The organism is Vibrio sp. 2130-1, assembly GCF_033339515.1.
Window position 1 is genome coordinate 511,573 of sequence record NZ_JAWOUT010000001.1, and the last position, 26,381, is coordinate 537,953.

Annotated in this window: 28 protein-coding genes and 1 pseudogene; 24 read left to right on the forward strand and 5 right to left on the reverse strand. The window is 46.7% G+C overall.

The window, feature by feature from the left end:
* Positions 1-1,019: 1,019 nt before the first annotated feature.
* Positions 1,020-2,669: a hypothetical protein gene (locus R7Q09_RS02460; RefSeq protein ID WP_318071006.1), complete on the reverse strand. Its 1,650-nt coding sequence runs from the start codon at positions 2,667-2,669 to the stop codon at positions 1,020-1,022.
* Between the two features lie 99 nt (positions 2,670-2,768).
* The gene (locus R7Q09_RS02465; protein ID WP_259345004.1) at positions 2,769-3,053 is read right to left on the reverse strand and encodes a hypothetical protein; all 285 of its coding nucleotides are present in this window, start codon (positions 3,051-3,053) and stop codon (positions 2,769-2,771) included.
* 195 nt (positions 3,054-3,248) lie between these two features.
* Here R7Q09_RS02465 and R7Q09_RS02470 point away from each other — a divergent pair, with 195 nt between their 5' ends.
* From R7Q09_RS02470 to R7Q09_RS02585, 24 genes are all read left to right on the forward strand, one after another.
* Positions 3,249-3,938 carry a hypothetical protein gene (locus R7Q09_RS02470; RefSeq protein ID WP_182036498.1) on the forward strand — a complete coding sequence of 230 codons (690 nt, stop codon included), beginning with the start codon at positions 3,249-3,251 and terminating at the stop codon, positions 3,936-3,938.
* Positions 3,939-4,010: 72 nt separating this feature from the next.
* Positions 4,011-4,277, forward strand: a complete 267-nt coding sequence (locus R7Q09_RS02475) for a hypothetical protein (RefSeq protein ID WP_054701180.1) — start codon at positions 4,011-4,013, stop codon at positions 4,275-4,277.
* Entirely contained in the window at positions 4,277-4,771 is a 495-nt protein-coding gene (locus R7Q09_RS02480; RefSeq protein ID WP_318071005.1) for a hypothetical protein, read from the forward strand. The genes R7Q09_RS02475 and R7Q09_RS02480 overlap by 1 nt, the downstream gene beginning before the upstream one ends.
* Positions 4,771-4,950, forward strand: coding sequence for a hypothetical protein (locus tag R7Q09_RS02485; protein ID WP_054701177.1), 180 nt, complete (start codon positions 4,771-4,773; stop codon positions 4,948-4,950). The genes R7Q09_RS02480 and R7Q09_RS02485 overlap by 1 nt, the downstream gene beginning before the upstream one ends.
* Positions 4,951-4,977: 27 nt before the next feature.
* A complete protein-coding gene (locus R7Q09_RS02490; protein ID WP_262582489.1) occupies positions 4,978-5,349 on the forward strand; it encodes an HNH endonuclease in 372 nt (123 codons plus the stop codon).
* 346 nt (positions 5,350-5,695) lie between these two features.
* Complete coding sequence (locus R7Q09_RS02495; protein ID WP_140154868.1) at positions 5,696-6,148, forward strand: phage terminase small subunit P27 family; 453 nt, start codon at positions 5,696-5,698, stop codon at positions 6,146-6,148.
* A 2-nt stretch (positions 6,149-6,150) separates the two neighbouring features.
* Positions 6,151-7,884 carry a terminase large subunit gene (locus tag R7Q09_RS02500; protein ID WP_140154867.1) on the forward strand — a complete coding sequence of 578 codons (1,734 nt, stop codon included), beginning with the start codon at positions 6,151-6,153 and terminating at the stop codon, positions 7,882-7,884.
* Complete coding sequence (locus tag R7Q09_RS02505) at positions 7,881-8,042, forward strand: hypothetical protein (RefSeq protein ID WP_170890357.1); 162 nt, start codon at positions 7,881-7,883, stop codon at positions 8,040-8,042. Before R7Q09_RS02500 ends, R7Q09_RS02505 begins: the two co-directional genes overlap by 4 nt.
* Positions 8,035-9,234, forward strand: coding sequence for a phage portal protein (locus R7Q09_RS02510; protein ID WP_140154866.1), 1,200 nt, complete (start codon positions 8,035-8,037; stop codon positions 9,232-9,234). The genes R7Q09_RS02505 and R7Q09_RS02510 overlap by 8 nt, the downstream gene beginning before the upstream one ends.
* Positions 9,170-9,841: an HK97 family phage prohead protease gene (locus tag R7Q09_RS02515; protein ID WP_217844241.1), complete on the forward strand. Its 672-nt coding sequence runs from the start codon at positions 9,170-9,172 to the stop codon at positions 9,839-9,841. Before R7Q09_RS02510 ends, R7Q09_RS02515 begins: the two co-directional genes overlap by 65 nt.
* A 32-nt stretch (positions 9,842-9,873) precedes the next feature.
* Complete coding sequence (locus tag R7Q09_RS02520) at positions 9,874-11,076, forward strand: phage major capsid protein (protein ID WP_140154864.1); 1,203 nt, start codon at positions 9,874-9,876, stop codon at positions 11,074-11,076.
* Between the two features lie 61 nt (positions 11,077-11,137).
* A complete protein-coding gene (locus R7Q09_RS02525; protein ID WP_140154863.1) occupies positions 11,138-11,518 on the forward strand; it encodes a hypothetical protein in 381 nt (126 codons plus the stop codon).
* Positions 11,511-11,843, forward strand: a complete 333-nt coding sequence (locus R7Q09_RS02530; protein WP_140154862.1) for a head-tail connector protein — start codon at positions 11,511-11,513, stop codon at positions 11,841-11,843. Before R7Q09_RS02525 ends, R7Q09_RS02530 begins: the two co-directional genes overlap by 8 nt.
* A gap of 6 nt (positions 11,844-11,849) precedes the next feature.
* Positions 11,850-12,158 carry a head-tail adaptor protein gene (locus R7Q09_RS02535; protein WP_318071004.1) on the forward strand — a complete coding sequence of 103 codons (309 nt, stop codon included), beginning with the start codon at positions 11,850-11,852 and terminating at the stop codon, positions 12,156-12,158.
* Positions 12,148-12,585 carry an HK97-gp10 family putative phage morphogenesis protein gene (locus R7Q09_RS02540; RefSeq protein ID WP_318071003.1) on the forward strand — a complete coding sequence of 146 codons (438 nt, stop codon included), beginning with the start codon at positions 12,148-12,150 and terminating at the stop codon, positions 12,583-12,585. Before R7Q09_RS02535 ends, R7Q09_RS02540 begins: the two co-directional genes overlap by 11 nt.
* Entirely contained in the window at positions 12,582-12,956 is a 375-nt protein-coding gene (locus R7Q09_RS02545; RefSeq protein ID WP_140154859.1) for a hypothetical protein, read from the forward strand. Before R7Q09_RS02540 ends, R7Q09_RS02545 begins: the two co-directional genes overlap by 4 nt.
* A 14-nt stretch (positions 12,957-12,970) precedes the next feature.
* A complete protein-coding gene (locus R7Q09_RS02550; RefSeq protein ID WP_318071002.1) occupies positions 12,971-13,681 on the forward strand; it encodes a hypothetical protein in 711 nt (236 codons plus the stop codon).
* Positions 13,682-13,723: 42 nt separating this feature from the next.
* The gene (locus R7Q09_RS02555; protein WP_140154857.1) at positions 13,724-14,074 is read left to right on the forward strand and encodes a hypothetical protein; all 351 of its coding nucleotides are present in this window, start codon (positions 13,724-13,726) and stop codon (positions 14,072-14,074) included.
* A 252-nt stretch (positions 14,075-14,326) separates the two neighbouring features.
* The gene (locus R7Q09_RS02560; protein ID WP_318071001.1) at positions 14,327-16,558 is read left to right on the forward strand and encodes a hypothetical protein; all 2,232 of its coding nucleotides are present in this window, start codon (positions 14,327-14,329) and stop codon (positions 16,556-16,558) included.
* On the forward strand, positions 16,558-17,151 hold the full coding sequence (locus tag R7Q09_RS02565; RefSeq protein ID WP_140154854.1) for a hypothetical protein: 594 nt from the start codon (positions 16,558-16,560) through the stop codon (positions 17,149-17,151). The genes R7Q09_RS02560 and R7Q09_RS02565 overlap by 1 nt, the downstream gene beginning before the upstream one ends.
* Before the next feature lie 2 nt (positions 17,152-17,153).
* Complete coding sequence (locus R7Q09_RS02570) at positions 17,154-17,606, forward strand: DUF1833 family protein (RefSeq protein WP_238988908.1); 453 nt, start codon at positions 17,154-17,156, stop codon at positions 17,604-17,606.
* Positions 17,603-18,010, forward strand: a complete 408-nt coding sequence (locus R7Q09_RS02575) for a hypothetical protein (RefSeq protein ID WP_140154853.1) — start codon at positions 17,603-17,605, stop codon at positions 18,008-18,010. Before R7Q09_RS02570 ends, R7Q09_RS02575 begins: the two co-directional genes overlap by 4 nt.
* On the forward strand, positions 17,967-20,726 hold the full coding sequence (locus R7Q09_RS02580) for a host specificity factor TipJ family phage tail protein (RefSeq protein ID WP_318071000.1): 2,760 nt from the start codon (positions 17,967-17,969) through the stop codon (positions 20,724-20,726). Before R7Q09_RS02575 ends, R7Q09_RS02580 begins: the two co-directional genes overlap by 44 nt.
* A gap of 64 nt (positions 20,727-20,790) precedes the next feature.
* A complete protein-coding gene (locus R7Q09_RS02585) occupies positions 20,791-23,874 on the forward strand; it encodes a hypothetical protein (RefSeq protein ID WP_318070999.1) in 3,084 nt (1,027 codons plus the stop codon).
* A 71-nt stretch (positions 23,875-23,945) separates the two neighbouring features.
* Here the strand turns inward: R7Q09_RS02585 and R7Q09_RS28790 are convergent, their stop codons facing one another.
* From R7Q09_RS28790 to R7Q09_RS02595, 3 genes and pseudogenes are all read right to left on the reverse strand, one after another.
* Positions 23,946-24,227: a DapH/DapD/GlmU-related protein gene (locus tag R7Q09_RS28790; RefSeq protein ID WP_395186191.1), complete on the reverse strand. Its 282-nt coding sequence runs from the start codon at positions 24,225-24,227 to the stop codon at positions 23,946-23,948.
* A pseudogene (locus R7Q09_RS28795) lies at positions 24,204-24,554 on the reverse strand (hypothetical protein); the annotation flags it as partial. The gene R7Q09_RS28790 and the pseudogene R7Q09_RS28795, both read right to left, overlap by 24 nt.
* A 597-nt stretch (positions 24,555-25,151) precedes the next feature.
* Entirely contained in the window at positions 25,152-26,093 is a 942-nt protein-coding gene (locus R7Q09_RS02595; RefSeq protein WP_318070997.1) for an integron integrase, read from the reverse strand.
* Positions 26,094-26,381: the final 288 nt, after the last annotated feature.

The following is a 26,381-nucleotide window of genomic DNA, read 5'->3' on the forward strand; positions in this document are numbered from 1 at the left end:
AGTTTAAGAGGGATTCCTAACGCGTGGCAGTTTTGTTTTGCATGGAAATAAAAATTTGTATGTACTGATACAGTTTATACAAATATTATTATTTACCCCTTAATTGGGCGTTAGCATGACAAAGCGTTTAAGAGTGACTTATAACGCGTGGCGTTTTTACTATGCGTTGAGTTGTGTGTTTACGTTGCCAGCTTGAGTCAAGGTGTTTGCGTTGTTCACCCCTTAACACGGCGTTAGGTTTTGTTTTGAGGTTTGATGCTTAAACAGGAAGGAGCAACAACGTTACCAAGGCCTGTGATAGCTAACCGGGAAGGAAAGGAAAGAAAAAAGAAAAAACCGTTCCAAAAAGTAAAAATTCGCACTCATATGAAAATGTGCGCGTGACATTTCAAAAGATAAATGTCAAAACAAAAAACGCATTCTTAGTGATTCAATGTTGATTCGCTAGGATTTTTTGCGTCTGCTCACAAAATAAAGATGAGTAGTTGTTTCTTTCGATTCCTCTGTGTCATAAAAGATCTCGCCAAGTTAAATTGGTTGTAGATTAACCACTTATGTACATGATGGGAGGAGAATGTTAGATGTGAGAGACTCAATGACTCTTTCAGTGACTTCGAACGTTGACCATGAGGATATTTGCGATGTTATCGAGAGTACGATGATGTCAGATGATGTTCGGGCACGGTTTTTTAAGAAGGTACCTAGGAACGGTTATTGTTACTACAAGATCATGGAACCGAGAGTCGCGCTGAGGCTTATATATCATGAGCTTGCGGGCCTATTGGGTTCTGAAGAGATGTGGCGTTGGCATTACACTCAAGCTCGCTTAGAGCGTATTGAGAGGAGGCAAACAAAACTGCATCATATATGGTTATTATTGAATCGTGCCGCTAAACATTTTTCATATAGGTAACCAGTTTAATCCAAGCTGAGGTTTAGCCTCAGCTTTTTTGCAGCTTTGTTTGCTAAGTGCATAATAACACCTAAATGTTATATTTTGAACAGCCTGACTAAAGCACTCAATTATAGTTCGCAGCAACGGTCGTAGGTTTAACGCTAGACTCATTTGCAAATTGGCTCTCTTTTTCCAGCTTTGATTTGGCTGCTGATGATATCTCTTCATTTTTGGCGTACTCAATCTTTACAACGCCTATACGATTACTGCTAGAGCCTGAATGGTTTAGCGTTAATTTATAAATCTTGCTGAGTTCGTTGTGGTGGTTGTAAAAAACACTTACCGTTTCTCGTCTATCACCGAATGTATAGTTTCCTGCTCTGTTTGCTCCTACTTTCCCCAATTGTTCTATCAAGTCACCTCTAGACAACCTTCTGTTGCTAAAGTCTTGCAAGTAATCAACATCAGACTCAAAATAAACACTCTCTTCAAAGAAGTTTTCTAGTTCAGTTTTGTGGCCTTGGTTCGAAATAGGTGTTCTGAGATACCCAGAAAGGGTGTCTAAAAAATCAATATCAATATCTACGTGACCGAACTCTAGATATAAACCTATATCATTCAGATTTTTAAGTTCGGAGGATGTTAGACATTGATCTACATTTAATGAGTTAGAATGAGTCACATAGCTGGAACTAGATAACAAGTCGTACATTACAAAGTTAATATCATTATTGTTTAAGTCATATTGAGACTCTAACTCTGAATTCAGTTGTGAACATAAGTTGTTCATTTCTGTTGAAGAGGTGGTAGTACGAATACGTTCTAACAAAGTAGGTTTTGAACTGTTGATATCAACTAATAAGCTTCGATCCTTCTCCCCATATCGTTTTACAGTGATGTTACTTAAAGCTCGGGGATTCGTGATGGCTTCTGGTAAGATGGGTTTTGTTGCTTTCGCGACTTCATTGTGACTTATCGCCTCGCCTACAATAAGTGAGTTGTAATACTCTAATTCGACGGTAATATCCGCTAGAGTTTCTTGAGTGTTACTTTTTATTTCATATGAATTTAATCCTGAACCCGTGCGACTGAGTGGGAATAGCTTTGAGTTAAGCTCAGATTTAGAGTTGGATGTGAGTAGTTTGCCTAGCTCTTTATCTATCTTTAAAGCGCCCATTGCTACAACTGGCTCCGCAAGCTTGTTAACTACCCATGTTCCAGAAGATATCACCTTCATTGCATCGTTGGCTTTAACCGCGGTTGATACAAGGTTTGTGTTTCGATCTCTACTCGATTGAATGCTTAAGGTGTAATCGACTTCTGCGTGGCTCGACACATTAAAGATGGGAGACATATAAATTTCGGTGAGTCTAGTAAACCAAGTTCTTTGATTACTGTCGTACTTATAAACAACTAAAATTGCGGGAGGTAGGGATACTTCGTTTATATGAGCGTTGAGAGTAATTACAAACTCATTTTTTTCGGTTCCAAAGAGACTGAATAAGTAGTCTTTTAATTGCTGAGCTTCGGGCCCTTTTATAAGGTTTTTATAAACTCTGGGACTGACTTTTAACTTTCCGTAATAGGTATCAGTGGGAGGGGTGTATACGACTGTAGAGTGTTGTATCGCTTTCTCAATATTTATACCTACAAGTTCAGTGCTTTCATCTGGAGCTTTATTGGTTTGGCTTAGTTCTTCGTTTCTCCCATTAATTTCACAGCCTACAAGAGCTGATAGGAGCAAAGGAATCATCGCAGTCTTAACATTATGCATAACATTACCTATCCTTAGTGACATCGTGGATAAGTGTAGTACTGAATTTTAAAACCTAGAACATCCTCATTAAAGATGTGGCTTAAACTAAGTTGAAGTTTATAGCCACACTACATTGTTCTTAATGTCTTGCTCTGCGTTTTTGTCCAAATAGTGCTTTATCTCGCCCTCATATAGCAGGATAAAACATTTTCCATTCAAGTATGTTCCTACAATATAGTGGTGTTTGGGAATCATATAAGCCACTTCGAAACCATCGTCATCAGAGCAAAGTGCCTGTACATCCATGATTTTTAGTCGTTTTACACCTACAACGTTCCCCACTTCCATAAAGCCACCAAAAGGTACTGTGGCCCAATCTCCATTTGTTTTTAAAACTGACACTTTATCTTCCGTGCAGTTGTATCCACATGGGCCATCAGGTCCCATTCTGCATATACGGTAGCCTACTAGGCGCTGGATAGTTTTGTACATATTTCAAAGGAATTACCATTTAACTGTATATATATACAGTTTATCATTGGTGTGTAAGTTGTCCAATTGGATTGAGTCAGCATCACTCTTTGGGGAGGTAAGATTGTGGGTTTATGTACAAATATAGAAAAATGGCAGATGCCAGCAGCGATTGGAATGGCGACGGAAGCTATTCGAGCTAAGTATAATGAAGGTGCTGGTGGCGGTGGTTTTGGCATGGCAGATATTGAAATAGGATCTAAGCTGGATGCTGGAAAGGTGCTTTCAACATTGGATCAAATCAATGCTGTACACCCTCATTTATCTGATTGGGCATTCTTTGCCTACGCTTCTCCACTATGGAACTCTCAAAGCCTAACTCATCGTTTTATTGAACACCTGCTGAACGACTGGCTCATGGATTGTTGTTTTACAGGTATTACTCTACAAGTAAAAGTGGTGAAACGTATTGAAGCTATTCTTCCTTTGGTCGCTGGTGGATTTGCGCTAGAGCAAATGGCTGGCGCCGATGTCCAATTTGTCGCAGGTGAAGGACACTACAAGCCGGTGGCAAGTCGAACCGCGCTCATAGATACGCTGGTGAATCATGATTGTGTGGTTAATCAGGTTAACTCTGAAACATTTAAGAAAAAGCGTAAGCGCTACTACCAGACCCACTTCGACGTTATCAAACCTCACATTGAGTGCATCAGAACAATATTGTTGGAGTACGACTCTTTATGTCAAAAACTCTTTAGGATTGGGGTTGAAAAACAAAACGGGTCAAATTACTATGCAAATATCCAGTATGGATAAATGTACATATTCTATAGAAGCCGCCTTTCATGGGCGGTTTTTTTATACCTGCAATTTGAGTCGTGAGAGCTTATGTCGTTCTGTTTATCTGATTTTTGGATCAAGCTGCATGATTACAAAGGCCGTTTGATTGCATACGGTGGTGGAAGTGGCGTAAGTTTTTTCAGCAATGAAGTGGCCGCAAAGGCCCAGCAAGCTGCTGAGAGTGCGGCTTCTTCTCCGGATATTACCCTCGCCAATTTAATTTCTTTAGGTGGCTTGTTAGTTATTGCTGGCCGCCTTGTCTTTGATATTTACGTTCATTTCGATAAGAAGCGCCAAGAACGGGAGAGAAGTTGATGGATGCTAAACAGTTAACCACTTTGGTTATTCGCCCTTGGTTAAAACGATTGGGGCTTTATAGCCGATCTGCCGAACAGTTGATTGTCGGTACTATTTACCAGGAAAGTAATGGTCATTTCATTCAGCAAGTAGGTGGTGGCCCAGCACTTGGTTTGATTCAAATGGAACCTGCTACATACAAAGACATTTGGGACAACTTCCTTGCTTATCGCCGCAGTCTGGCGAACAAGCTCACCGAGCTGGCCAGCATGGAAAGCTTGGATGAGGACATGCGTCCAGATGTAAGCCAGCTAGCGACTAACCTCGCTTTTGCCGTAGCTATCTGCCGAGTGCATTACTTGCGAGTGAAAGAGGCTCTACCAACAGCCGGCGATCTCGATGGCTTAGCTAAGTATTGGAAAGACTACTACAACACTCGCTTAGGGGCTGGAACAGTCGATGATTTCAAAAAGAACTTTCCAATGGAAATATTAACAATGGAGGAAGCCTGATGAAAATGTTTCTACTCTCTTTAGCTAAGAGTCTGCTTGGTTATTGGGCTGCAAAGCTACTAAGTCCCGAAGCTGTGACCGAAGTGTTACTAACCGTTGCTAAATCGCACGCTAAGAACACAAAGACAGATACAGATGACCGCCTTGTTGATGTGATTGAGAAACACATCAATGCCTAATCAAATCACCTACGAACCAATTTGAACATGCCACCACGTACTCCAAGACCATGTCGTCATCCACATTGTGCAGGCTTAACACTCGATAAGTCGGGTTACTGTGACAAGCATCGTCACACTGGTTGGGAAGTGCACCAAGCAGGACGCAGCCGCCATCAGCGTGGCTATGGCAGTGATTGGGATAAGCTCCGAACTAGAATACTGAGACGAGATAAGTACCTATGCCAATGCTGCTTACGTGGTGGTCGCGCCGTTCCGGCTCGTGATGTGGATCATATCATAGCCAAGGAACATGGCGGAACGGATGAAGATAGCAACTTGGAGGCGTTATGTCGGCCATGCCACAAAGCGAAAACTGCACGAGAAAGAACGAAAACACCCATTCGAAACAGCAAATAATGATCGTTTTGCAGATCAAATGGGCGTTTTGGGTACCAATTTACTTAAAAACTCTGGTGTTGTTTTGCCGAACCTTTGGCACACAGCCAGACCCTCTCAAAGTCGCACAGACAGCACGAAAAGGTATCAAGGTTATTCTACCTCAATCCCAGAATCAAAAAGGCTTCAAGGTGGTTTTAGTTCGCTTGTTGTTCCCGTTCTCAGACCATGGGGGGTGGGGTAAATCTCTACGACCTTTTCGATAGGTACCGCAGCCTCAGAGAAATTTTTATACGCAATAAATAAGGATCTTTTTTTGATGCGCGAGATCACACGTTTTCGCCGCTAAGTTTTGAGAGGTATTTGTATGGCGCGAGCAGCTGGAGGTGGTCGAAAAGGTGGCAAAAGCACTTTGCCACCCGCACCTGCCCATGAAGTATTGATAAAAATCGATCCGCCAGATGAGTTACGTGATGATAACGCGCTGGCGATTTGGCAGACGCAAAGCCGTGTGCTGATGGATAGAAAAATTCTGACTATCGACCATGGACCTTTGTTGTTGGCTTATTGCAATAGCTTTTCTTTATACCTTCAAGCTGAGTTGGAAGTTTCTCGAGAAGGGCTGACCGTTGATACACCGATGGGAGGTCAGAAGAAAAACCCTAGCGTGAATGTTCGTCAGGATGCGTTGGCCAGTATGGTTCGTATTGGTAGCTTGTTGGGGCTCGATCCGTTATCCATGCGAAGAATGACGGGCGGTGGAGGCGGTAGTAAGGACAGCGACGAAAACGAATTCAACGAATTCTTACCAGCGAGATAAGTATGGCTAAGTATCCGAACGTAAACGCCGCCGCAAAGTATGCGCGTGACGTGGTGAGCGGTCGGATAGTTGCTTGTAAGTATGTTATCCATGCGTGTCAACGTCATCTGGATGATATCGAAAAGAGCAAAAGCAAAGCCTATCCGTACCGATTTAACAAAGACAAAGCCGAGGCGGTTTGTCGATTCATTCAACTTCTTCCTCACACCAAAGGCAAATGGGCGAAGAAGCCATTAAAAGACCGGCGCATCAAGTTAGAGCCTTGGCAATTGTTCATTCATGCCGTTCTCTATGGTTGGGAACGAAAGAAAGACAAGCGCCGCCGCTTCAGAGTGGCTTACGTCGAAGTGCCACGAAAGAACGGAAAAAGCATCATCGCCGCGGGCAATGGTCTTTGGATGTTTGCGCCCGATAACGAATACGGCGCAGAGGTTTACTGTGGTGCCACCACAGAGAAACAGGCTTGGGAGGTATTCAAGCCAGCGAAGAAGATGGCCGAAGCGCTGCCAAACCTTCGTCGTTCGTTCTTGATTGACGTCATGGCCAAGAAAATGGAACGGCCAGACGGCAGCATTTTCGAACCAGTGATCGGTGACCCTGGCGACGGTTCAAGCCCACATTGTGCCATCGTCGATGAGTATCACGAGCATGATGGTCCCGAACTGTATGACACCATGTCAACAGGTATGGGGGCACGTGAACAACCGCTTATCTTCGTGATCACCACCTCGGGCTATAACATCGCTGGTCCTTGTAAAGACTTGCACGACGACGTCGTCAAAATCTTAGAAGGCACGACCGATGACGACGAGATCTTTGGCATCATCTACACCATTGATGAAGACGACGATTGGACAGACCTCGCCGTTCTGGCCAAAGCCAACCCTAACCTGGGCGTGTCCGTGGATGAAGATTGGCTGCGCAGTCAGCAAATGCGCGCTATTCGTAACCCGCGCTATGCCAACACGTTCAAAACCAAACACCTCAATCGATGGGTGTCCGCATCACTTGCTTTCTTCAATATGGAAGATTGGAAAGCTGCCGAAGATACCAGCCTATCGATAGAGGATTTCAAAGACAGCTCATGTTGGTTGTCGCTCGATTTGGCATCAAAAATTGATATCTGTAGCCAGATCATGCTGTTCACTCGCAAGGATGACAAAGGCCAGCTGCATTTTTACATCTTCTCCAAACACTACTTGCCAGAAGATACCGTGTTCGACCCAGACACCAAAAACCGCAAGGTTTATCAGAAATGGGTGGGCACGCCATGGCCAAACAGTGGTGGCAGTGCGCTGATCTCCACTGATGGGGCCGAGGTGGATTTTAACGAGATTGGGGAAGACATTCAGAACTTTTCTGATGAGTTTGAAGTGCGCGAAGTACCTCACGATCCGTGGGGTTCCACCCAGCTTGCGCAAGAACTTACCGCGGCGGGCATTACCGCCGTCAAAGTGCCGCAAACCACGGCGCACTTATCACCAGGCATGATTGAACTCGAAGCCGCGTTAAAAGCGGGGCGTGTTCACCATGACGGAAACCCCGTGCTCACTTGGATGATGAGCAACGTTGTCAGCAAGCCAGATGCCAACGAAAACCACTTTCCACGCAAAGACAAACCAGACCAGAAAATTGATGGTGCGGTGGCGTTGATCATGGCGGTTTATCGCGCGCACCTGGCAACGGAAACCTTTGACCCATTCGACGATCTAGATGATGAGGATTTATACCTGTGACATACATACTCAACCTGATCGGCCTCGCGGGTTTTGCCGCGTTGCTGAGTGGGGTTTATCTCAAATTCGGGTTGTCGGCTACCTTAATGTTTGGCGGAACCATGCTGTTAATTTTTGCCTTATTGGCATTAAGAAAACTAGGGGGCCGCCATGCTTGATTTGCTGTTTGAAACCCGCTCAAACCCAGAAGACCCATCCGTTCCCTTGTCCGAGCTCGATGCCGCCGATTGGGGTGGCGGCTCTGGGGTAAGTGTGGAATCCGCCATGGGCTTGTCGGCGGTGTATTCCTGTATTGGCGTACTTGGCCGCTCTATGGGCCAGCTGCCTTTGCATGTCATGCGCCGTGATGCCAAAGGCGTTGTTTCTCGCGCCACGGATCACCCTGTTTATTACCTGCTTCACGATGAGCCGAACCCATTTCAAACCAGTTATGACTGGCGCGAATCCGGCATGGTTCACGTTAGCGGCTGGGGCAACCACTACACCGAGATTGTGCGTCATCCTCGTTCGGGGGAAGTGCGCGAACTTGGATTGATTCGACCTTGGGAATCCAACTTAGTCAAAACCAATTCAGGGCGTCATACCTACGCAGTCACCGCAGATGATGCGCGGGCGAGGGCGGTCAGTCCTGAAGACATGATCCACATTAAAGCGATTGGCTCTGATGGCAAAGTCGGTAAAAGTCCTATTACCCAATGTCGAGAGGCGTTTGCGCTTGGCCTAGAAACCCAAGGTTATGGCAACCAGTTCTTTCGAAGTGGGGGCAAGCCAACGGGCATTGTCTCGGTCAAGTCGCAACTAGAGAAATCGAGCTGGGAGCGATTGCTTGACCGTTGGCGAAAGTCTAAAGCGGAGATGCAAAGTAACGACAATAAAACGTTGTTCTTACCATCTGAGCTCGCGTATCAGTCGATCACCATTCCGCCAGAAGATGCGCAGTTCTTAGAAACCCGTAAATTCAGTCGTTCTGAAGTAGCCGGCATTTACAACGTGCCGGCACACATGATTAACGACCTAGAAAAAGCCACCTTTTCCAACATCTCAGAGCAAGCCATTCAGTTCGTTCGTCACACCATGATCCCGTGGGTAGTGAAGTGGGAGCAAGAGCTCAACCGGAAACTATTCACTGAGCAAGAACGACGGGCTGGGTATTACGTCAAGTTCAACCTAAATGGTCTGTTACGCGGCACCGCCCAAGAGCGTGCTGAATTCTATTCGAAAGCCATTCGTGATGGCTGGATGACCCGCAACCAAGTACGAGAACTGGAAGATATGAACCAAGCCGATGGGTTGGATACCTATTTGCTCAGCGCCGATCTTCAAACAAAAGAGGCCAAACCTAATGAGTAAAAACCTCAATGAGATTTTTATCCGCAGTGATGAAATCAAAGTTGAAAAACGGGAGGACGGAGAGGGGCCACGTATCGTCGGATACGCGGCCAAGTTCAACACTCGCAGTAACAACCTCGGCGGTTTTGTCGAAGTGATCGCCCCTGGTGCGTTTGATGATGTTCTGGACGATGACGTTCGCGCCCTGTTTAACCATGACCGCAATTTTGTTCTAGGCCGAACCAAAGCGGGCACGCTCACACTGACCGTTGATGAGGTTGGTTTGCGTTACGAGATCACCCCGCCAGACACCCAAACGGTGCGAGACATGGTGATCGAACCAATGGACCGTGGCGACGTCAGCCAAAGCTCATTTGCGTTTCGTTTACCTTCAGACGGATATCGATGGGATGAAGATGATGATGGGGTATATGTCCGCACCATCACTCGCGTTTCAAAACTGTTGGATGTCAGCCCAGTGACCTATCCAGCTTACAACGACACCGAAGCCAGTACCCGAGCCCTTGAAGAAGCGCGCGCGGCTTGTACTGACGACAGTGAAGAACAGCGCCAATTGGCGCAGCATCAAGAGCAGCAGTACCGCGATCGGTTGTTGCAAACCCTGTAAAACCTTTCATTACTCAAACCGGAGAAAGTTGAATGAAATACCATGAAATGAAGAAAAAACGTGACACGATCGCGCGCCAAATGCGTGAGTTAAACGACAAGGCGAAAGACGAAAAACGCGCGTTCACGGATGATGAAACCACCCAATGGCGTGATATGACGTCAGAATTGGAAGGTTTAGATTCACAAATTGAACGAGAAGATCAGCTTCGCGCACAAGACGAGCGCTTTGTTCGTGATGACAACAACCCAACCCAAAATAACCCAGAAGAGTCCCCAACCGAGCAGCGTCAAGCTGAAGCCTTTACTAATTATCTGCGTCATGGTTTTGCGGAGCTATCGCAAGAAGACAAGGCTCAACTGCGTGCATTAGGTACGACCACTGGCTTTAGTGGTGGCTTTACCGTCCCGAAAAACTTTGTGAATCGTGTCGTTGAAAACATGGCGGCGTACGGTGGTATTGCGAACGTCTGTCAGGTTATTACGACTCAAGATGGCCGTGCGATGCCGTGGGCGGTGTCTGATGGTCGTACTGAAATCGGTGAAATGCTGGCTGAAAACCAAGAGGCAAGTAAGGGCGATCCGACCTTCAGTCAAGTTGAGATTGGCGCGAAGAAAGGCAGCTCTAAAATCGTCCTGGTATCGAATGAGCTCCTGCAAGACAGCATGATCGATGTTGATGCGTTTGTTGCGCGTCGTCTCGGTCAGCGTTTGGGACGCCTAGAAGCAGGCCAAATCATCACGGGTGATGGTCAAGGCAATAACCTAAATGGCCTCAATAAACAGGTGCAATTGACCCATCAAGCGGCAGCCGTTAGCGGGGTATCTTACGCCGACTTGATCAACCTAAAACACAAAGTGGACCCAGCTTATCGCAATGGTCCAAATACGCGTTGGGCGTTCAATGATGACACGTTCAAAGGCTTCAAGCTGATGAATGACGCGAATGGCCGTCCGTTATGGTTGCCTGCGATTGCCGGTGTTGCGCCAGCCACCATTGATGGTGATGAGTACGTGATTGACCAAGGCATCGCTAAAGCGGGCGCAAGCAATAAGTCAGTGTTCTATGGTGATTGGTTATCGGTCGTGCTACGTCGTGTGGCGTACATGAACCTGCGCCGCTTGACCGAGCGTTACGCTGAGTTCGATCAGATGGGCTTCATTGGCTTCCACCGCTTTGATGTGCTGTTGGAAGACGTTGCAGCTATTGCCGCGCTAGAGCACGCTGCGGCTTAATTATCACCCTCAGAATGAGCCCACCAAACGGTGGGCTTTTTCATGTAAGAAGGAATAGGCCATGGCAACCACCAAAGCCAAAGCGACCGCTGCAAAAGAGAAAGATAACACCAAAGATTCAGCAACAACCTCTGAAGTGAAAGCGTCAATCGACGCAACCACGCAAGAAGGGGAGACGTCAGAACCCTCTGCTCAGCAAACTCAAACGCAAGGTGACGACAAATCACCGAAAGACCCGGAACCAGAGCCTCAAGTTCAGCAGAGCCTAGGATCACCAACGCCGCCTGAAGCATCAAACGCCGAAGTTCAAGTAAAGCTGAAAATGCCACTTTGGGATTCACTGAAACAGCGTTCTTTCACGATTAACGATCAGTATCCGTGCTCAGAGAAAGAGGCACAGCGCCTTATTGAGAATGGCTCGGCGGTAAAAGCCGATGCTTGATCTGGTTAAGGTAAAAAACCAGTGCAGTATCGATGACGACATCACCGAGCATGATCAGCAGCTCACTCTCTACTTGTCGGCGGCCAAACGAGCCGTTGAGAACTACCTCAATCGTCCCGTCTACTGGACCCAAGAGGAAGTGCCGCTAGACCCAGAGTTAGTGCCAGAAAATGCTTTTGTGGCCAGAGAGGACACAGAACTGGCGGTGTTGTTGTTAATTGGCCACTGGTTTGCGCATCGAGAAGCGGTGACAGAAAGCAGCGTTAAAACCCTTCCTCTCGGCGTGAGCTTTTTATTGGATTTTGATCGCGATATCAACCTGTGAGGGCGTATGCAAGCAGGCAAACTCAACCAACGTTTAACCCTGTATCGCACCGTTGATGGTAAAAGTGCTAACGGTGCGCCTACGGTTCAGCTGGAACGGATGGCGACCCCGTGGGCGGAGTTGCTTTCCAGTTCGGGGAGTCAAAGCGCAATCAATGACCGTGAGAAAGCTCTCAACGTGTATCAGTGGCGGCTTCGATGGCGTGAAAACATCGAGCCAAACTACTGGATACAGTGGCGAGGCCGCTGGATGAAAATCACCGCCAGCAATAAAACCCGTTCCGTAACTGAAAGGAGTGCACACCATGCAGCTTGATAGTTGGAGTGTATCTGGCTTGAAAGAGCTGGAAAAAGCGTTAACCGAACTGGGTCAAAAGGCCGGATTAAAGGCGTTGCGTAAAGCCAGCCGAGAAGCAATGGACGGTGTTCAGCTCTCTATGGCGATGGGAGCAGGTTATAACTCCGATAGCCCTGATGGTGAGCACATGCGTGACAGCATCAAGATCAGCACCAAAAAACTGGACAGCAAACACGGCGGCAAAGACAACGCGTTAGCCACCCGAGTGGGGCCATCCAAAAAGCATAGCCAGAAAGCCATTGCGCAAGAGTATGGCACGGCCAAGCAGGCCGCTGATCCGTTTATGCGTCCGGCCTTATATGAAAACCGCCACCGGATCGTTCGAACTTTTCGCACGGTATTGGCGACGGAGATTCAAAAAGCAATTAAGAAGCAAGCCAAATGACTTTAGAAAGTGCGTTAAACGCCTGGTTAAGTCAACTAACTGGGCTGGATTGCTATTGGCTTCATCGTCCGCCTAGCGCGCAAAACGCTGTAGTTTACCGCTGCTTAACTCCCGGAAGCGTGGAGGGGAATTTGCGGCAAACAGGCATTAAGGACGACAGCTATAGCCTCACCATCTACCACCAAGACCCCGACGAAGCCAAGCGTTTAGCTGACAGCATTGTCGCTGAACTTCATGGATTCAACGGGCTGTTGTCGGGCTACCCCGTGCAATATGCCCGATTGAGCGGAGGTTTTGAACAGTCACTACTCGATGAGTCTGGGGAATGTACGTCTTACCAGTTCAACAGAGATTTTTTTATTAACCATTAATCGGGAGAACCCCAATGAATAACGGAATCCCTGAACCAGAATACGCCAAGTTGCCAGCTGGTACTCGCTTCAAAGTGGGAAATGTCGGCTCAAAACTGTCGGAAATGGTTCTATTAAAAGACGCCGACCAAGTCGGAGTTACGGGGAAAACCACATCGTATAGCCAGATCACGCGACTAATCGACACGGACCATAAATACTTCGCCCAGATGTCAGAAGGGGAAGATAAGTCCTTTCGATTTTTGGATGCGGGCGAAACCGACCCTGATCTGAATGGTTTCCTCAAAGACGCCGAACGCAAGAAAACTAAAGCCGTTTTGATTGAGTGGCCAAACAACCGCTACGCCCTCATGACCATTGTTTTGGGTGGCTGGGCTCACGAAGAGCCAGATAAAACCAACGCCATGTATTTAACGGTGGCAGGCAAACAGAACGGTATTGTGCGCGGGTTCCAAAAAGCGCCAAGCATCGAAACTCAGCCTTTGGACGTGGCGGCCTCGGATGGTGATGCCGTGGGCTTTACCCTTGAGCCTGCTGACGATGATGTCAGCGTGCAATGGCAGGAAAAAACGTCAAGTGGATCGTGGATCGACATCACAGGGGAGATTGGTTACACCCTAAGCATGACTGCCACCACGGCGAAAAATAACAACCAATACCAAGCCGTTGTCACCAACCTTTACGGCTCCGTCACCACTGAACCTGCAACCCTTACAGTTAGTTAATCTCATTCTGCCCGCCCTTGGCGGGCATAAGGACACATAAAAATGAACGCAAAAGATTTACTGCTTTCTCTAGACCAACCTGTTCCTGTCACCCGCACTTTGCTAGGCGGTGAGTTTAAGATCATCCGCATGACGGCAGAGCGTCTTAGTCAGTACGAGAAAAAACGTAAAAAATACAGCGAAGAGCAAGACGTCGATAAGTTGAATGAAGCCGTTGCGCAATTAGTGCTGGATTCCATCCTAGATGATAACGGCGTGCCTATGTCGCAAAGCGTCAAACCAAAAGAGCTATTGGCCGTGAAAACCATGACGTCCATAGAGTCAGCGATCCGAGTCATTACGGCTGTCAACTACATGGCCGAAGGGAGCGAAGAAGCGGCAAAAAAAGGCTAGAAGATGATCCCGCCCTTCGCTATTGCTTTCAACTCGGTGAGTTGCTCGGGGTGCTAGACCCACGAGAGATTCACCGAAAAGCCGATAGCGAATTGATAGCACTTTGGCGCGCCCACTTTTTACTGAAATCCGAACAAGAGGGCAACCCGCCCCCACGTCCATCAAAACCCAAAACGCCCACAGTCATTGATTTGTCAGACACCGACAAACAAGTGGCCGCTTGTGAGCGTTTTCTGATGTAAGAGTTTGCCCATGTCAGATATAGCCAAACTAACGGTAGCGCTTTATGCCAATAGTGCGCAGTTCGTGTCTGAATTGGACAAGTCGAACAAAAAGGCGAAAAGCTGGTCGAGCCAGGTTAGGGGATCATTTTCTATTGCTGCCGCGGCCACGGCAACCGCGGCGACTGCCACCGCAGGGGCGCTGGCCCTGGTGTACAAGCAGCAAGCGGCTATCATTGACCAAACGGCCAAGTTCGCTGACCGCATTGGTATCTCGACCGAAGCATTGACACAGTTCCGTCACGCCAGTGAGCTCACCGGTGTTGGGGCGAAAAACCTCGATATGTCACTGCAACGCATGACTCGTCGAATCGCTGAAGCGGCTCAAGGCAGTGGTGAAGCTGCGCCCGCACTGAAACAACTTGGCTTGGACGCGAAGCAGCTCGGTGAGATGACCCCCGATGAGCAGCTTTATGTGTTGGCTGACGCCTTTACCCAAGTCGAAAGCCAGTCAGAGCGTGTTCGTCTGGCGTTTAAGTTGTTCGATTCGGAAGGCGTGGGCATGGTGAACATGTTAGCCGGTGGATCAGAAGGTTTGCGCTCGATGGCTGACGAAGCAGACCGCCTAGGTATCACGCTTTCACGCATCGATGCAGCTAAGGTCGAAATGGCCAACGATGCCATGTACAAAGTTGGCCTCACCAGTACCGCCTTAAAACAAGAACTGACCACCCAACTTGCGCCAATTGTGGCCGCATTAGCGGATGAGTTTGTCAATTACTCACAGCAATTTGGCGGCATGAACAACATGATCGCCGAAGGAATTCACAGCACCACTCAGGGAATTGGTTTTATGGCTGACGCCCTTCATGGTGTGCAAATCATTGTTGAAGGCTTATCGGTCGCTTGGGAAGGCTTCAAGCTGGGCTTTATGGTGGCGTCTCAAGTCATCACAACCGGCTTACATGAATTGGGGCAGTTCATCTTTCAAGTGGTGGTTTCACCATTGCAGGGCGCGCTCGATCTGGCGGCCAACTTCAGTGACGAAGCTGCCAACATGGCGGCGGAGTTGCGTAAGTTCTCTAGTATGCCTCCTCCTCAGCTATTTGATGCATCCACCGTTAATCAAACCAAGCTGGACCTGAACGAAGCGCTGTGGGAGTTGCGCAATCTGGCCAGTGAGCCTCTGCCATCGGAAGGCATTGAAACATGGTATCAAAACACCAAAGCAAGGTTTGATGAGTTAGCGAAGAACTATGCGAACGGTATCAACTACAACGCACCAGGTGTGAAACCTCTCGATGATCCGAAAAGCAAGCCAGCCGAAGAGGATAAATCGGTGGTTGCATTCAGAGAAGCTACGGCCTTACTGGAAACCGAATGGCAGCGCCGTTTGGCCATTAATGCCGCAGGCGACCAAGCCGATGCAGCCAGAGAAGCGTTTGCCTATGCGGATCGTCAAAGCCGATTGTCAGAGCAATTCCAATCGGCGTATGAAGCCGCGATGGATAACCACACGCTGCAACAAGAACTGGAAGATCAGTATTTTGCCAGTCGTGAGTTGTTGTGGCAGGAACATCAAACCAACCTAACTGACATCGAGAAAAAAGCCGCTCAAGCCCGAGCCGCCGCTCAAGCCCGAGCCGCCGCTCAAGCCGCGGAGTACAGCAACTACTCGGATTTGTTCGGCAGCATGTCCGATGTGGCCAAAACCTTTGCAGGTGAGCAATCAGGCATTTACAAAGCCATGTTTGCGGCCTCAAAGGCGTTTGCGATTGCTGAATCGATCATCAAAATCCAGCAAGGTTTAGCCAGTGCGGCTGCTTTGCCGTTCCCCGCTAACATCCCTGCGATGGCGTCCGTTGCAGCCAGTACAGCCAGTATTGTCAGCACCATTCAAAGCACTGAATTGAAGGGCATGGCCCACGATGGTTCGAGCGGATTTACCAACGGTCGAATCCCAAGAGAGGGCACCTGGTTGCTCGATGGTGGGGAAAAGGTGCAAACCCGCGCTGAAGCCGATCGACATGAGCGGGCTTTATCCATGATTGAGCGTGGCGAAGTAGGCAACAGTAATCAGCAACAAGCGGTTGCGCCCCAACCTTGGAATATCGTCATTCATGAAGCACCGCCAGGAACGACGGCGGAAGTGGATGAAGAGAAGCGAGTGATTGCCATCATGATGAAAGACGCCAATAGCGGTGGTCAGTACATTTCCTATATTCAGCAAAAACTTGGCGTAAGACCAGGAGGCTACAAATAATGCAGATGTACCAAGACAAGGCAACCAAAGAGCAGTTAGATAAGCTCAACCCTAATATCTTGCGTTATCCATGTAGTTATTTTGATAACGGTATTTTGCCAGAGCCCAGCATCGAAAATTACAAGTTCCGTACGGGTCAAGTGGTGGTGAAATCGAATATGGATTTGGGCTTAGCGACGGTACGCCGTCGAACCCGAGTGGCCCCGTCTCGCTATCCTCTCAAGTTTCAGTTCACCGGTGAACAAATGGAGGCCTTTAGAACGTGGATTGATGAGGAGCTCGATGCGGGCGTTGAATGGTGTTACATGCCCCTATTGACGGGTGACAGTCGTTTGGTCATCCATAAGGTGCAGTTTATCAAAACGCCAGGTAATGACAGCGACTTTGTCTTAACTGGTGTCTATCCAGACCCAGAAGATCCGCGCCGTCGAACCTCAACGTGGGATTTGATTGCTGAAGTTCAAGCCTTCTCAACCAACCTGGAACGTTACAACGCGAGACTATTAACGCGAGACACGTTATCCGGTCTAGAAAAGGCAGCGTTATCGGTGGCACTGTCCGTAGCTAAGACGCCAAGCGACAAGGAGAGCTGACCGTGATCCTGTCAACGTTAGAGTATCAGCACCCCGCCTTACCTGGCGGGGTGTTGCGTTATGTCAAAGATAACATCGACCTCGAAGCTGGCTTGGAAGATGGCACCATTGTGATCTTTAAAGCCGGTCAGTTTGAGTTTCAGCTGCCAGATAAAAACACCTCTGGCCAAGAAGCGTTGCGCGTTGCCGCTCCCAATACTGATTTAACGCTTACGAGAGCGATTGAATCGACCAAGATGTACGAGCCGATCACGCCAGTTGTCTGTATCTATCGAGAATACGACGACGCGGATTTAAGCCAGCCTAGGAACAAGGCCATTCGTTTAACGACATCGAGCACTAATATCACCACGATGGCAGTGTCATTGACGGCCAGCTGGAAGGACTTAACCAATCGGCGCTTTTGTCGTCGCATTTACACCACCAAGACTCACCCAGGATTGAAATATCTATGATTGACCATTTTAGAGAACTGCCAGCTGGCCATTATCCGCCAGATGGGTGCGCTTTGTTGGTGCGTGATGCTTGGGCACAGCTGTTTAACTTGTCGAACTTGCCCTGTCATGCCGATCGGTTTGTCACTGTCGAACAAGCTAATCACCATTTGGGAGAGTATCGGGGCGAATTGATCGAGCCCATTCTAGCCCCAGAGCATGGCTGCATGGTGGTCGCCACCCGTGGTCAGCATTGGCACTGTGGGGTGTATACCGCCGAACAGTCACCAGGTTACGTGATCCACACGTTAGGCTCGACCGTCAAGATCGAGCCTTTAAGCCAGTTCAACCGTCGTTTTAATGCAGTGGAGTTTTATCGTTATGCCGCACATAATCGAGTTCAAACACCCGATAAAGCGGGATGATTATCGCGTTCACACCGTTCCGGTTGGGACCAACTTAGCTGACTGGCTTGCTACTCATAAGCCAGCCTCAACCAACTTACAAGCCACGCTGAATTTTAGCCGGCTTGATGATATGGACGTCACGCTCAATGAGTTTGATGCGATTAGCATTCGGCCAAAGCTCGGGTTTGGTGTGGACTGGGTGATTTGGGCCGCGCTGGCCGTCTCGGCAGCCTCGGCTATTTACTCTTATTCGCAAATGCCAGATACCTCTGGCAATAAAGACACCCAACAAGCCAGTAGTGTGTACAACTACAACGGGCAAGGGAACAAGCCAAAGCTAGGCAACCCTGTGCCTGTTCAGTTTGGCCGAATGCCGCACTATCCTGACATTATCGCCCCGAACTGGTGGGTGTATGACAACAACGAACAATACTACTTCCAAACCTTTTCCAAGGGGGTTGGAAAATTCCAAATTCATGAGCACTACATTGGGGAAACGCCGCTAAGCCAATTTGGTGACATCGAGGTTCAGGTATATCAACCAGGACAAGTCGTGGATCATTTCCCGCACATTGTCTGGACCTCGAAGGAAGTCGGCGGCGCAGATGGCCAAGGTGGCTTGACGCTCGATGGCGTGACTTCCGGTTGGGTGGCTGCGGCCACCAGTAATGAAGCACGTTTTCGGGGCAAGGTGGTCGAGCTATGGTCACAGTACAGCATTCACACTGGCAACGGGGATTACAGCTCAACATGGCGTCGTGACAAGTGGCCTTGGGAGGCGGGGCAGCATGTGGTGATCACCTCTACCACACAAGAAAGCTTAGTCTTTGAGGGTAATATTCACTTTCATGACATGGGGGACGATGGCGATGTCATTGACCCAGAAGAACTGCCCGACGAAATTGAAAACCCGTTGGGATGGGGCTCCTTAGCGCATAATGACCGCATTGTGATCACCGGCGCAGGGGTTAACTCGGGTACTTACATCGTAACGGCGTTTCGGCCTGGGAATCGAATCCGAGTCAAGACCGATGGCGGAAGTGAGGTGACGAGCTTTGAGCCCATGTCTAACGTTTATGTGCGCATCTTTGAGGCTGTTGGCAACGATGGAACGTATGTGTGTAAGGACAACAATGGCACCTTGGCGCTCGTTGCTTCAGACACGCTTGAAGAAGTTTCAGGGTGGTCTGGGTTTAGCAGCATTGACAGCCCTACCGCTGATATTTCAGTGTTAGAGCGCGATCGCGAGGCGGAATGGGTGGGGAATTTTCTCTGTGTGCCGAGTGATGCCACCGCGCTCGATGTGGGTTTAGACTTTATCTTTCCTCGTGGCTTGGGGGCGTTGAACAAAAATGGCGATATCAATGCTAGGACGTGTGAATGGCAAGTTCGTGCGCGCCCAGCTGGCACCAATGACGCCTATCAATACCACAAACTGTTGCTAACTAAAGGTGATAATACACCTCAACGCCTCACCGTATGGTTAAGCGAGGAAATGGGATTAGCACCAGGGCGCTGGGAGGTGGGTTGTCGTCGAATCAGTACCGTGACTAACTCGACCAAAGTGTTTGATGAAATCCAATGGATGGGACTGAAATCCATCATTCAGCATGATTATGTCAACGAAGCCGAAACCATCATCACACTCAAAATCAAAGCCACTAACTCATTATCTCAGCAAGCGAACCAGCAATACTGGAATGATAGCACCCGTATTTTGCCGGTGCGCCAGAGTGATGGTCAGTATGCCGAATTGCCGACACGTTCGATTGCCCATGCGGTCATCGATGCTTGTCGCGATTCTGTCTACGGCGCGGCCTTGACCGATGATGCGATCGATTTATCGACCTTTGAGGCCTACCACGCCAAATGGGAAGAACGGGGCGACCGCTGTGATGGGTTATTTGATCAGCCCACCGCGTTCTGGGCCGCCATTGAAACCTTGTTGTTAGCGGGGCGAAGTTATCCACGCATTGACTTTGGAACAGTCAGCATGTGGCGAGATGAGCCCCGCAGCGTATTGTGTAAACCTTATTCGCCGGTGAACATGGAGCCAGATAGCTTCAGCGCCGATATCAGTCACATCGAAGATGGCGACTTTGATGGCATCGAGTTGGAGTGGTTCAACCCTCAATCACGAAAATCAGAAACTTATGTGGCCACCGTCAGCAATCAGCCTGGTTACAACCCGAAACAGCTAAAAATGCCATTCATTACGAGCTTGGAACATGCCAAGCGTGAAGCATTATTTCATGCTGCGGTGCAAGCTTATCGGCGTACTAACATCAATTTCTCTACCGATATTGATGGCTGGGAATCCAACTACGGTGACATGGTGCCCGTCGCGCACGATGCGTTGGAATGGGGAGCGTCTGGTCAGGTAATTGAAAAGATGAAGGGTGAAGATGGCAACCACTACCTTCAGTTATCAGGGCTATTGAAATGGGAGGAAGGGAAGCCCCACTACATTTTATTTAACCTGGACAATAGTGGCGTGCATGGTCCGTACCGCGTCGAACCTACCACCGCCAAAGACATCGTAATTCTGGTTGATGAGCCGAAACACCCTATTTATGAGGTGGGCGAGCAAGGTAAGAAACCGAGCGAGTACATGTTTGGCCAAGCTAACCGAATGTATAAAAAGTGCATTCTGATGCAAGTGCAGCAAAAAGGGGAGTTCTCTGTCGGTTGTGCCGCTGTTGAAGACGATCCGCGTGTAGAAGCTTACGCCTAACCATCAATCAAAAGTAATCACTTATGCCCAGCCATCGCGCTGGGCTTTTTTATGAGGTTAAACCATGACTCAAAATATCGAAGAGCGTACTCAAGTCGCGGTAACGAGGTATGAAGGTGCCGCAAATTCCGTAGATGAGCTTGCTCATAGTGACAAGGAAATCCAAACTCCTGTTGGTCCGAGAAAATCCTTCCCCAAGATAGTGAGAGAGTTTGATGAAGAGTCAACTCGGTTAAAAACAGAGTGGAATGATACCTCCTCGAAACTTCAGCAAGATTGGGGGAGTGAATCTCATCGTCTCAAAGAAGATTGGAATCAAGAGTCCGAACGCCTCAAATCTGAATGGAATAATGACAGCGTTACAATTCGAGAGTCTTGGCAGCAAGAACGCAATGAGTTCAGTGTTAAGGCATTGGGCGTTAAGCTTTGGGAAGTGGGGCAATCAGAAACCAATATTAATCAACAGCGTCGCTGGACAGACAATCACACGTATCTGCCTAAGTTAGTACCTGCTGTGATGACCAGTGATGGTCCTGATGATAACTGGGTGGCGTTCACCGCAGATAAAGATGACATTTTAAATGATGTTTTTGGTCGTAAGCCAGCCGTTCTAGTCGCTGGGTTAACATTGACGCCAGATGTGAATGAAGTCTACCCAAAACTGTTGGCGTATGGGAAAACGTGGGAGCTGAACAATAGCAACAAGCAACTTGTTGTGGATACGTTTAGCGAAACCTCAGAAGGTCAGCTGCTCATTCACTTAACCGACAACACTACGGTTGTTGCATTCAAAATGACAGGCGCTAGCCGAACGTACGTACATGATCAACTTCTTAAATCGGAAGACAGAGTCGCTCAAGCGTTAGTTGACCAAAACGGTAAGGATTGGTTCATACAAGATGGGTTCTTAGTGACTCCTCAGTTTGATACGTTTCAAGTAAAGGGTGGGGTTGGCTACGTATCTGGAAATCGTATTTCCTTGGATTACAACCGAAGCATTCAGGTCACTAGCAAGCCATCGTTTGTTTATGTTGATGCCTATAAAGAAGTGTTGCCCACTGGGGATCAAATCACACGCTTTGACTTTGTTGTCACACCAGAAGAAAAAGACGATTACGCTTCTGAACTTGGCGTTAAGCATTTTGTATGCAAGATAGCTGAAATCTTTGCCGACGGTTCTGTTAGCGATTTACGTTCAGATGGGGAGAGTGCAGGTAAAGAGTGGGCATCCAATCAAGACCATCACACCTTAGAGCAATCAGCGAACTTGAAGGTTTATCCGCGTAGTAAAAACCTTTCGATAGGTGATGCGATACCGCAAGGTTTTAATGGATTAAGAATTGAAGATAAAGTCTATCGAATTTCTTGTTCGGGCACCGTCGACTTTATCGATGCAAACCTTACGTACATTGTTGTTGATGGTCAGAAGCGCTACTTGCAGCCCTGCATTGATGGGCAAAAGCTGTATTCAATCGATAACTTAGTTAACTACCCTTTGGTCGACTGGGGTGAAAAAATTAACTATGCCGCCGAATTGTGTCGAGCGGATTCTTTAACGCTATGGATACCAAATAGCATTTATAAATTTCACTCAACGATCGAGCTTAGAGATATTGATGTTCAGTGGGATGGTAAGTTGGAGCTCTGCACAAACACCATAGGGCTCATTCTTAACTACAATGTCAACCTTAAAGGTAACCCTCGAATCATTCGCTCCAAGGATCTCGAACTTTTTGACCAGACGATGGTTTTGTTAACATCACCAGGCTCTATCGTTAATGGTTCAAGTAAAACCAAAGGATGTGTGGAAAACAAGATTGAACAGCTACAAATCCTGAATGGTTGGATTGACTACGACAGCCACGATCATGGCGTTGTCATTGATAGTTCGAAGTTGACTGGTCACGGTTTGATGTTACTTGCTGGTAGTTGGGTTCTCGGTTTAACCTCCATTCGAACCCATGAATTTGTTTGGCGAAATTATATCAACGATGTGTTTGTTGATGGATTTGCCTATCCCTATGTTCTCCAAGCAGTGATTGATGACATTGACCCTAATCGATGGACAACTTGGGTTAACGGAAATAAGTTGCGCTGTCTGGCCGCTCGGCGATTTAAGAAGGCGCTCAAGGTAATTTCACCTTTAATGAAGCCCAACCTTGAAATTGGCGGTGAAGTTGCTGGTAATACTTGCAGTGAGCTCGACTTTCAATGGTCGAATGATACGTCCGAATGTTTTCTTGAGTGCTCTGGTCGCGGTAATAAATTTGAATTTATGGGGTGGGATGGTCCCAAAGATGGCCAAGCCACAATTAGATTCATTCGCGATAACGATTTTCCTGATGGTTATGCAGAAGCGGCTGGTAATATCGTTGAGCTTTATGGTTCGACGGCCAAAGAGTTGAACGGTAGTGATTTATCTCCGTTTGTTTATGAAGACAACCCTGGCTTGAATACCTTCATTGCAAACGGTGCCACCACCAAAAACCTCATCCCAGAGGAAGCGCCTCCAACAGTGGGTTCGGCGTTGACAAGAAGCTACATTCCAAAGCTGGATAACTTCTTTGCCTTCATCAATACTCGACCTAAATTCGAAGCTAAGCTGTATAAAAATGGGCAGCTTCAAGAAGGTGTTGATCTGACTCCTATGTTTGACTTTAACCCTGAATCAGCGGTCAAACTTGAGGTTGTACCAGGTGATGTCTACGAAGTGGAAGTCACAATGCGACTGTCAAAAACACACTTCAATATGATAGGCAGCACGTTAGGTTATAAGCAGATCACTTCTGGTCGTGTGTCAATCGAGTTAAGAGGTGGACAGGGTGAAGATGTGTATTCCTCATCTCAATCTCTTAAAACGAGTAATGTGACTGGCTTTATCAACGCTCCGAATGTGAAGACAGTTCGTGTGCGGTACAGCGACTTTGACTCATCAGGCCAACTGAACATCACCTCGATTTATGGCAAGACATACAACTTTAACTCATCGAGCGGAGTCATGACTGCGGATGGTGAGTGTTGGATGGAAAACGACGTTAAGGTCAACAAGCCGGGGGCAGGTGTTGTGTTGCGAGATAGGGCGACAGGAAGTCTGTTCCGTATATATATTGAAAATGGAGAAGTAAAATCGGAAGGAGCAGGTTTGTAACTGCTTTTTATCTAGGCCACAAGTGATCTTGTGGCCTTTTTTAATTACAATCAATGAGATGTGATTTTCATTTACTCATATCGTTTGATTATTTTAGCTGGATTGCCTCCAGCTAAAACCATAGGTGGAATACTTTTGGTTACAACACTATTTGCTGCAATTACGGAACCATTACCAATTGTAACTCCAGGAAGAATTACTGAGTTAATTCCAATCCAAACGTTATCTTCTATTAAAACTGGTTTACTAATACCTTTGGTATTAATTCTATTTTTTACATCAGAAAATGAGAGGTCATGACCACTACCATCGAATATTTGGCAATTGGCTGCTATTAAACAGTTTTTTCCGATAGTTATAGACTCGTATGCATGTATACAGGTCCCATGTATTCTTGTGTTTTCACCAATCTTTATTATAGCGCCTTCTCTATCAGCGTATAACTTTATAGGGGAATGCATATTCACATGATAACCTCTATTTTGTGAATTTAAAGTGACATTATCTTCCACATATAAGAAACAATCATTCTTTATATCTATAAGAGGTGAGCCAATTATTCTTAAAGCTTTTCCAAGTTTAATGTTTTTATTTTTTTTGAGAAAAATGACTATCAACTTTGATTTAATATGCAAAAAGGCAGCCCTTGGTTTTAAAAGTGCTTTAAGAATTTTCTTCATGTTCTTCTAATCATCCTTGAGTTTAATTACTTGAAAATTAAAAAGGATTTTATCGAATACTAAAGAAGTTGTATAGCTGATTAGGTCAAACATCTATGATGTGTACTGCAAATTTTGGCATTTATAATATCTCATAAATTTTATACAGTTCTGTTGTTACGTTATTTTAGTTTGAAAGTATTACCGTTTAATTATTTGTGGCTAATGTCTTAGCCTAACGAGGCACTAGTGGAGAGAGCTGAAGTGACATTGATGCTAATACGGGGAGTCACCCAATTGTCGCAAGAGATTTTTTGTTCGGCATGCATTACTTTGCAACTCGACCTCATGTTCATTTTCCAGATCAAGTAGGCTCGTGGTGTTGTGCTTTTAGCGTTCCCCAAGGTAGTCGTGTAAAGGTTTTTGTAACTTGATACGGATAAAGCCTGTCGTAAGAAATGGGGCAGATCTGGGGCAATGATGGGGCTAATTAAGCAAGTAATTATGTATATTTAGGGTTTCTTTTGATCAAGTAAGAATTCAGGAATAGCCATTTGATGTGTTGGGTTTTGTTTTAATGCTTTGATTTTAAAGGGGTTAGTTTGTCTCCACTAATTTCTATGTACTTTTTTGGTAGACTTGATGAATTACAGTATAGATTTGCGTGGTTTTTACATCAGTATGCCCTAATTGTTCCTGAACAGTTCTAATGTCTGCGCCAGATTCCAATAAGTGCGTGGCAAAACTGTGTCTTAGTGTGTGGCAAGTTACAGTTTTCTCAATGCTTGCGTCGCTTGCCGCACGCTTTACTGCTCTTTGTATTGCGCTTTCATTGATATGATGCCTTCTCAATTCACCAGTGTCTCGATCTGCGCTTAACTTTGTTGATGGAAACAAAAAGTGCCAGTTAAAATCTAGCTCCGCTTTTGGGTATTTACGTCGTAAACCTTCAGAGATGTATACGCCCGCATAACCAGGCATGTGTCTATCTTTAAAGTAATAGTTTCTTGCTAAATTAACTTGAGCTTTAAGTGGTTCATGCAGTTCTTTGGCTAATGTGACTGTACGATTTTTACCTCCTTTTCCTTGCCAAACGCGAACTGCACCATAATCATAATCGATGTCTTGAACTCGTAAGCGTAAACATTCCATCACTCGAAGCCCTGAGCCGTAAAGCAGCTGAATATGGAGTCTATACCTCGGGTCGATATGCTGAACGAATCTTCGGATCTCCTCCCTGGTTAACACAACGGGAAGTTTCTTTTCGGTCAAGGATTTCTGAAATCTCATATCAAGTGATAGTGGGGTTTTGAAATAATCACGATATAAAAATGATATTGAGTTCAGCGCCAAAGCTTGCGTTTTTACCGCAACTTTTTCTTCTACCGCTAAGTAACTCAGAAATTGAATGACATCATCTTCTGCTAGTGTTGATGGGTGTGCAAGCTGGTGAAAAGTGATAAAGCGTTTTATCCAAAATAGATAACTTTCGATAGTTTTATTCGCATAATGACGAGTAAGCATGTGCTCTTTTACACTAAGTAAAAACTGACTTTTCATGATAAATTAACCTGTTTATTTATACAGCTCCGTTAATGTATCACCACTTTTGAAATTAGCGTGCTGTGCGCCGCCTAATTGCGCGCGCTACCACACATATTCATACTGTTTTTCTATTTGTTTCATGCATATAGGTGCTACGATTTATAGCGCTTTTGATCAGAAAGAGGGCGGTAGCCTGCTAGAAAGGAGGCAAATTGCCGTATAGAAAGCGTTAGCCATACACATTGTTTTTGGGATCAACGTATGAAAATGATAATTTGCAATGTAGCGTGGATGAAGCACTAC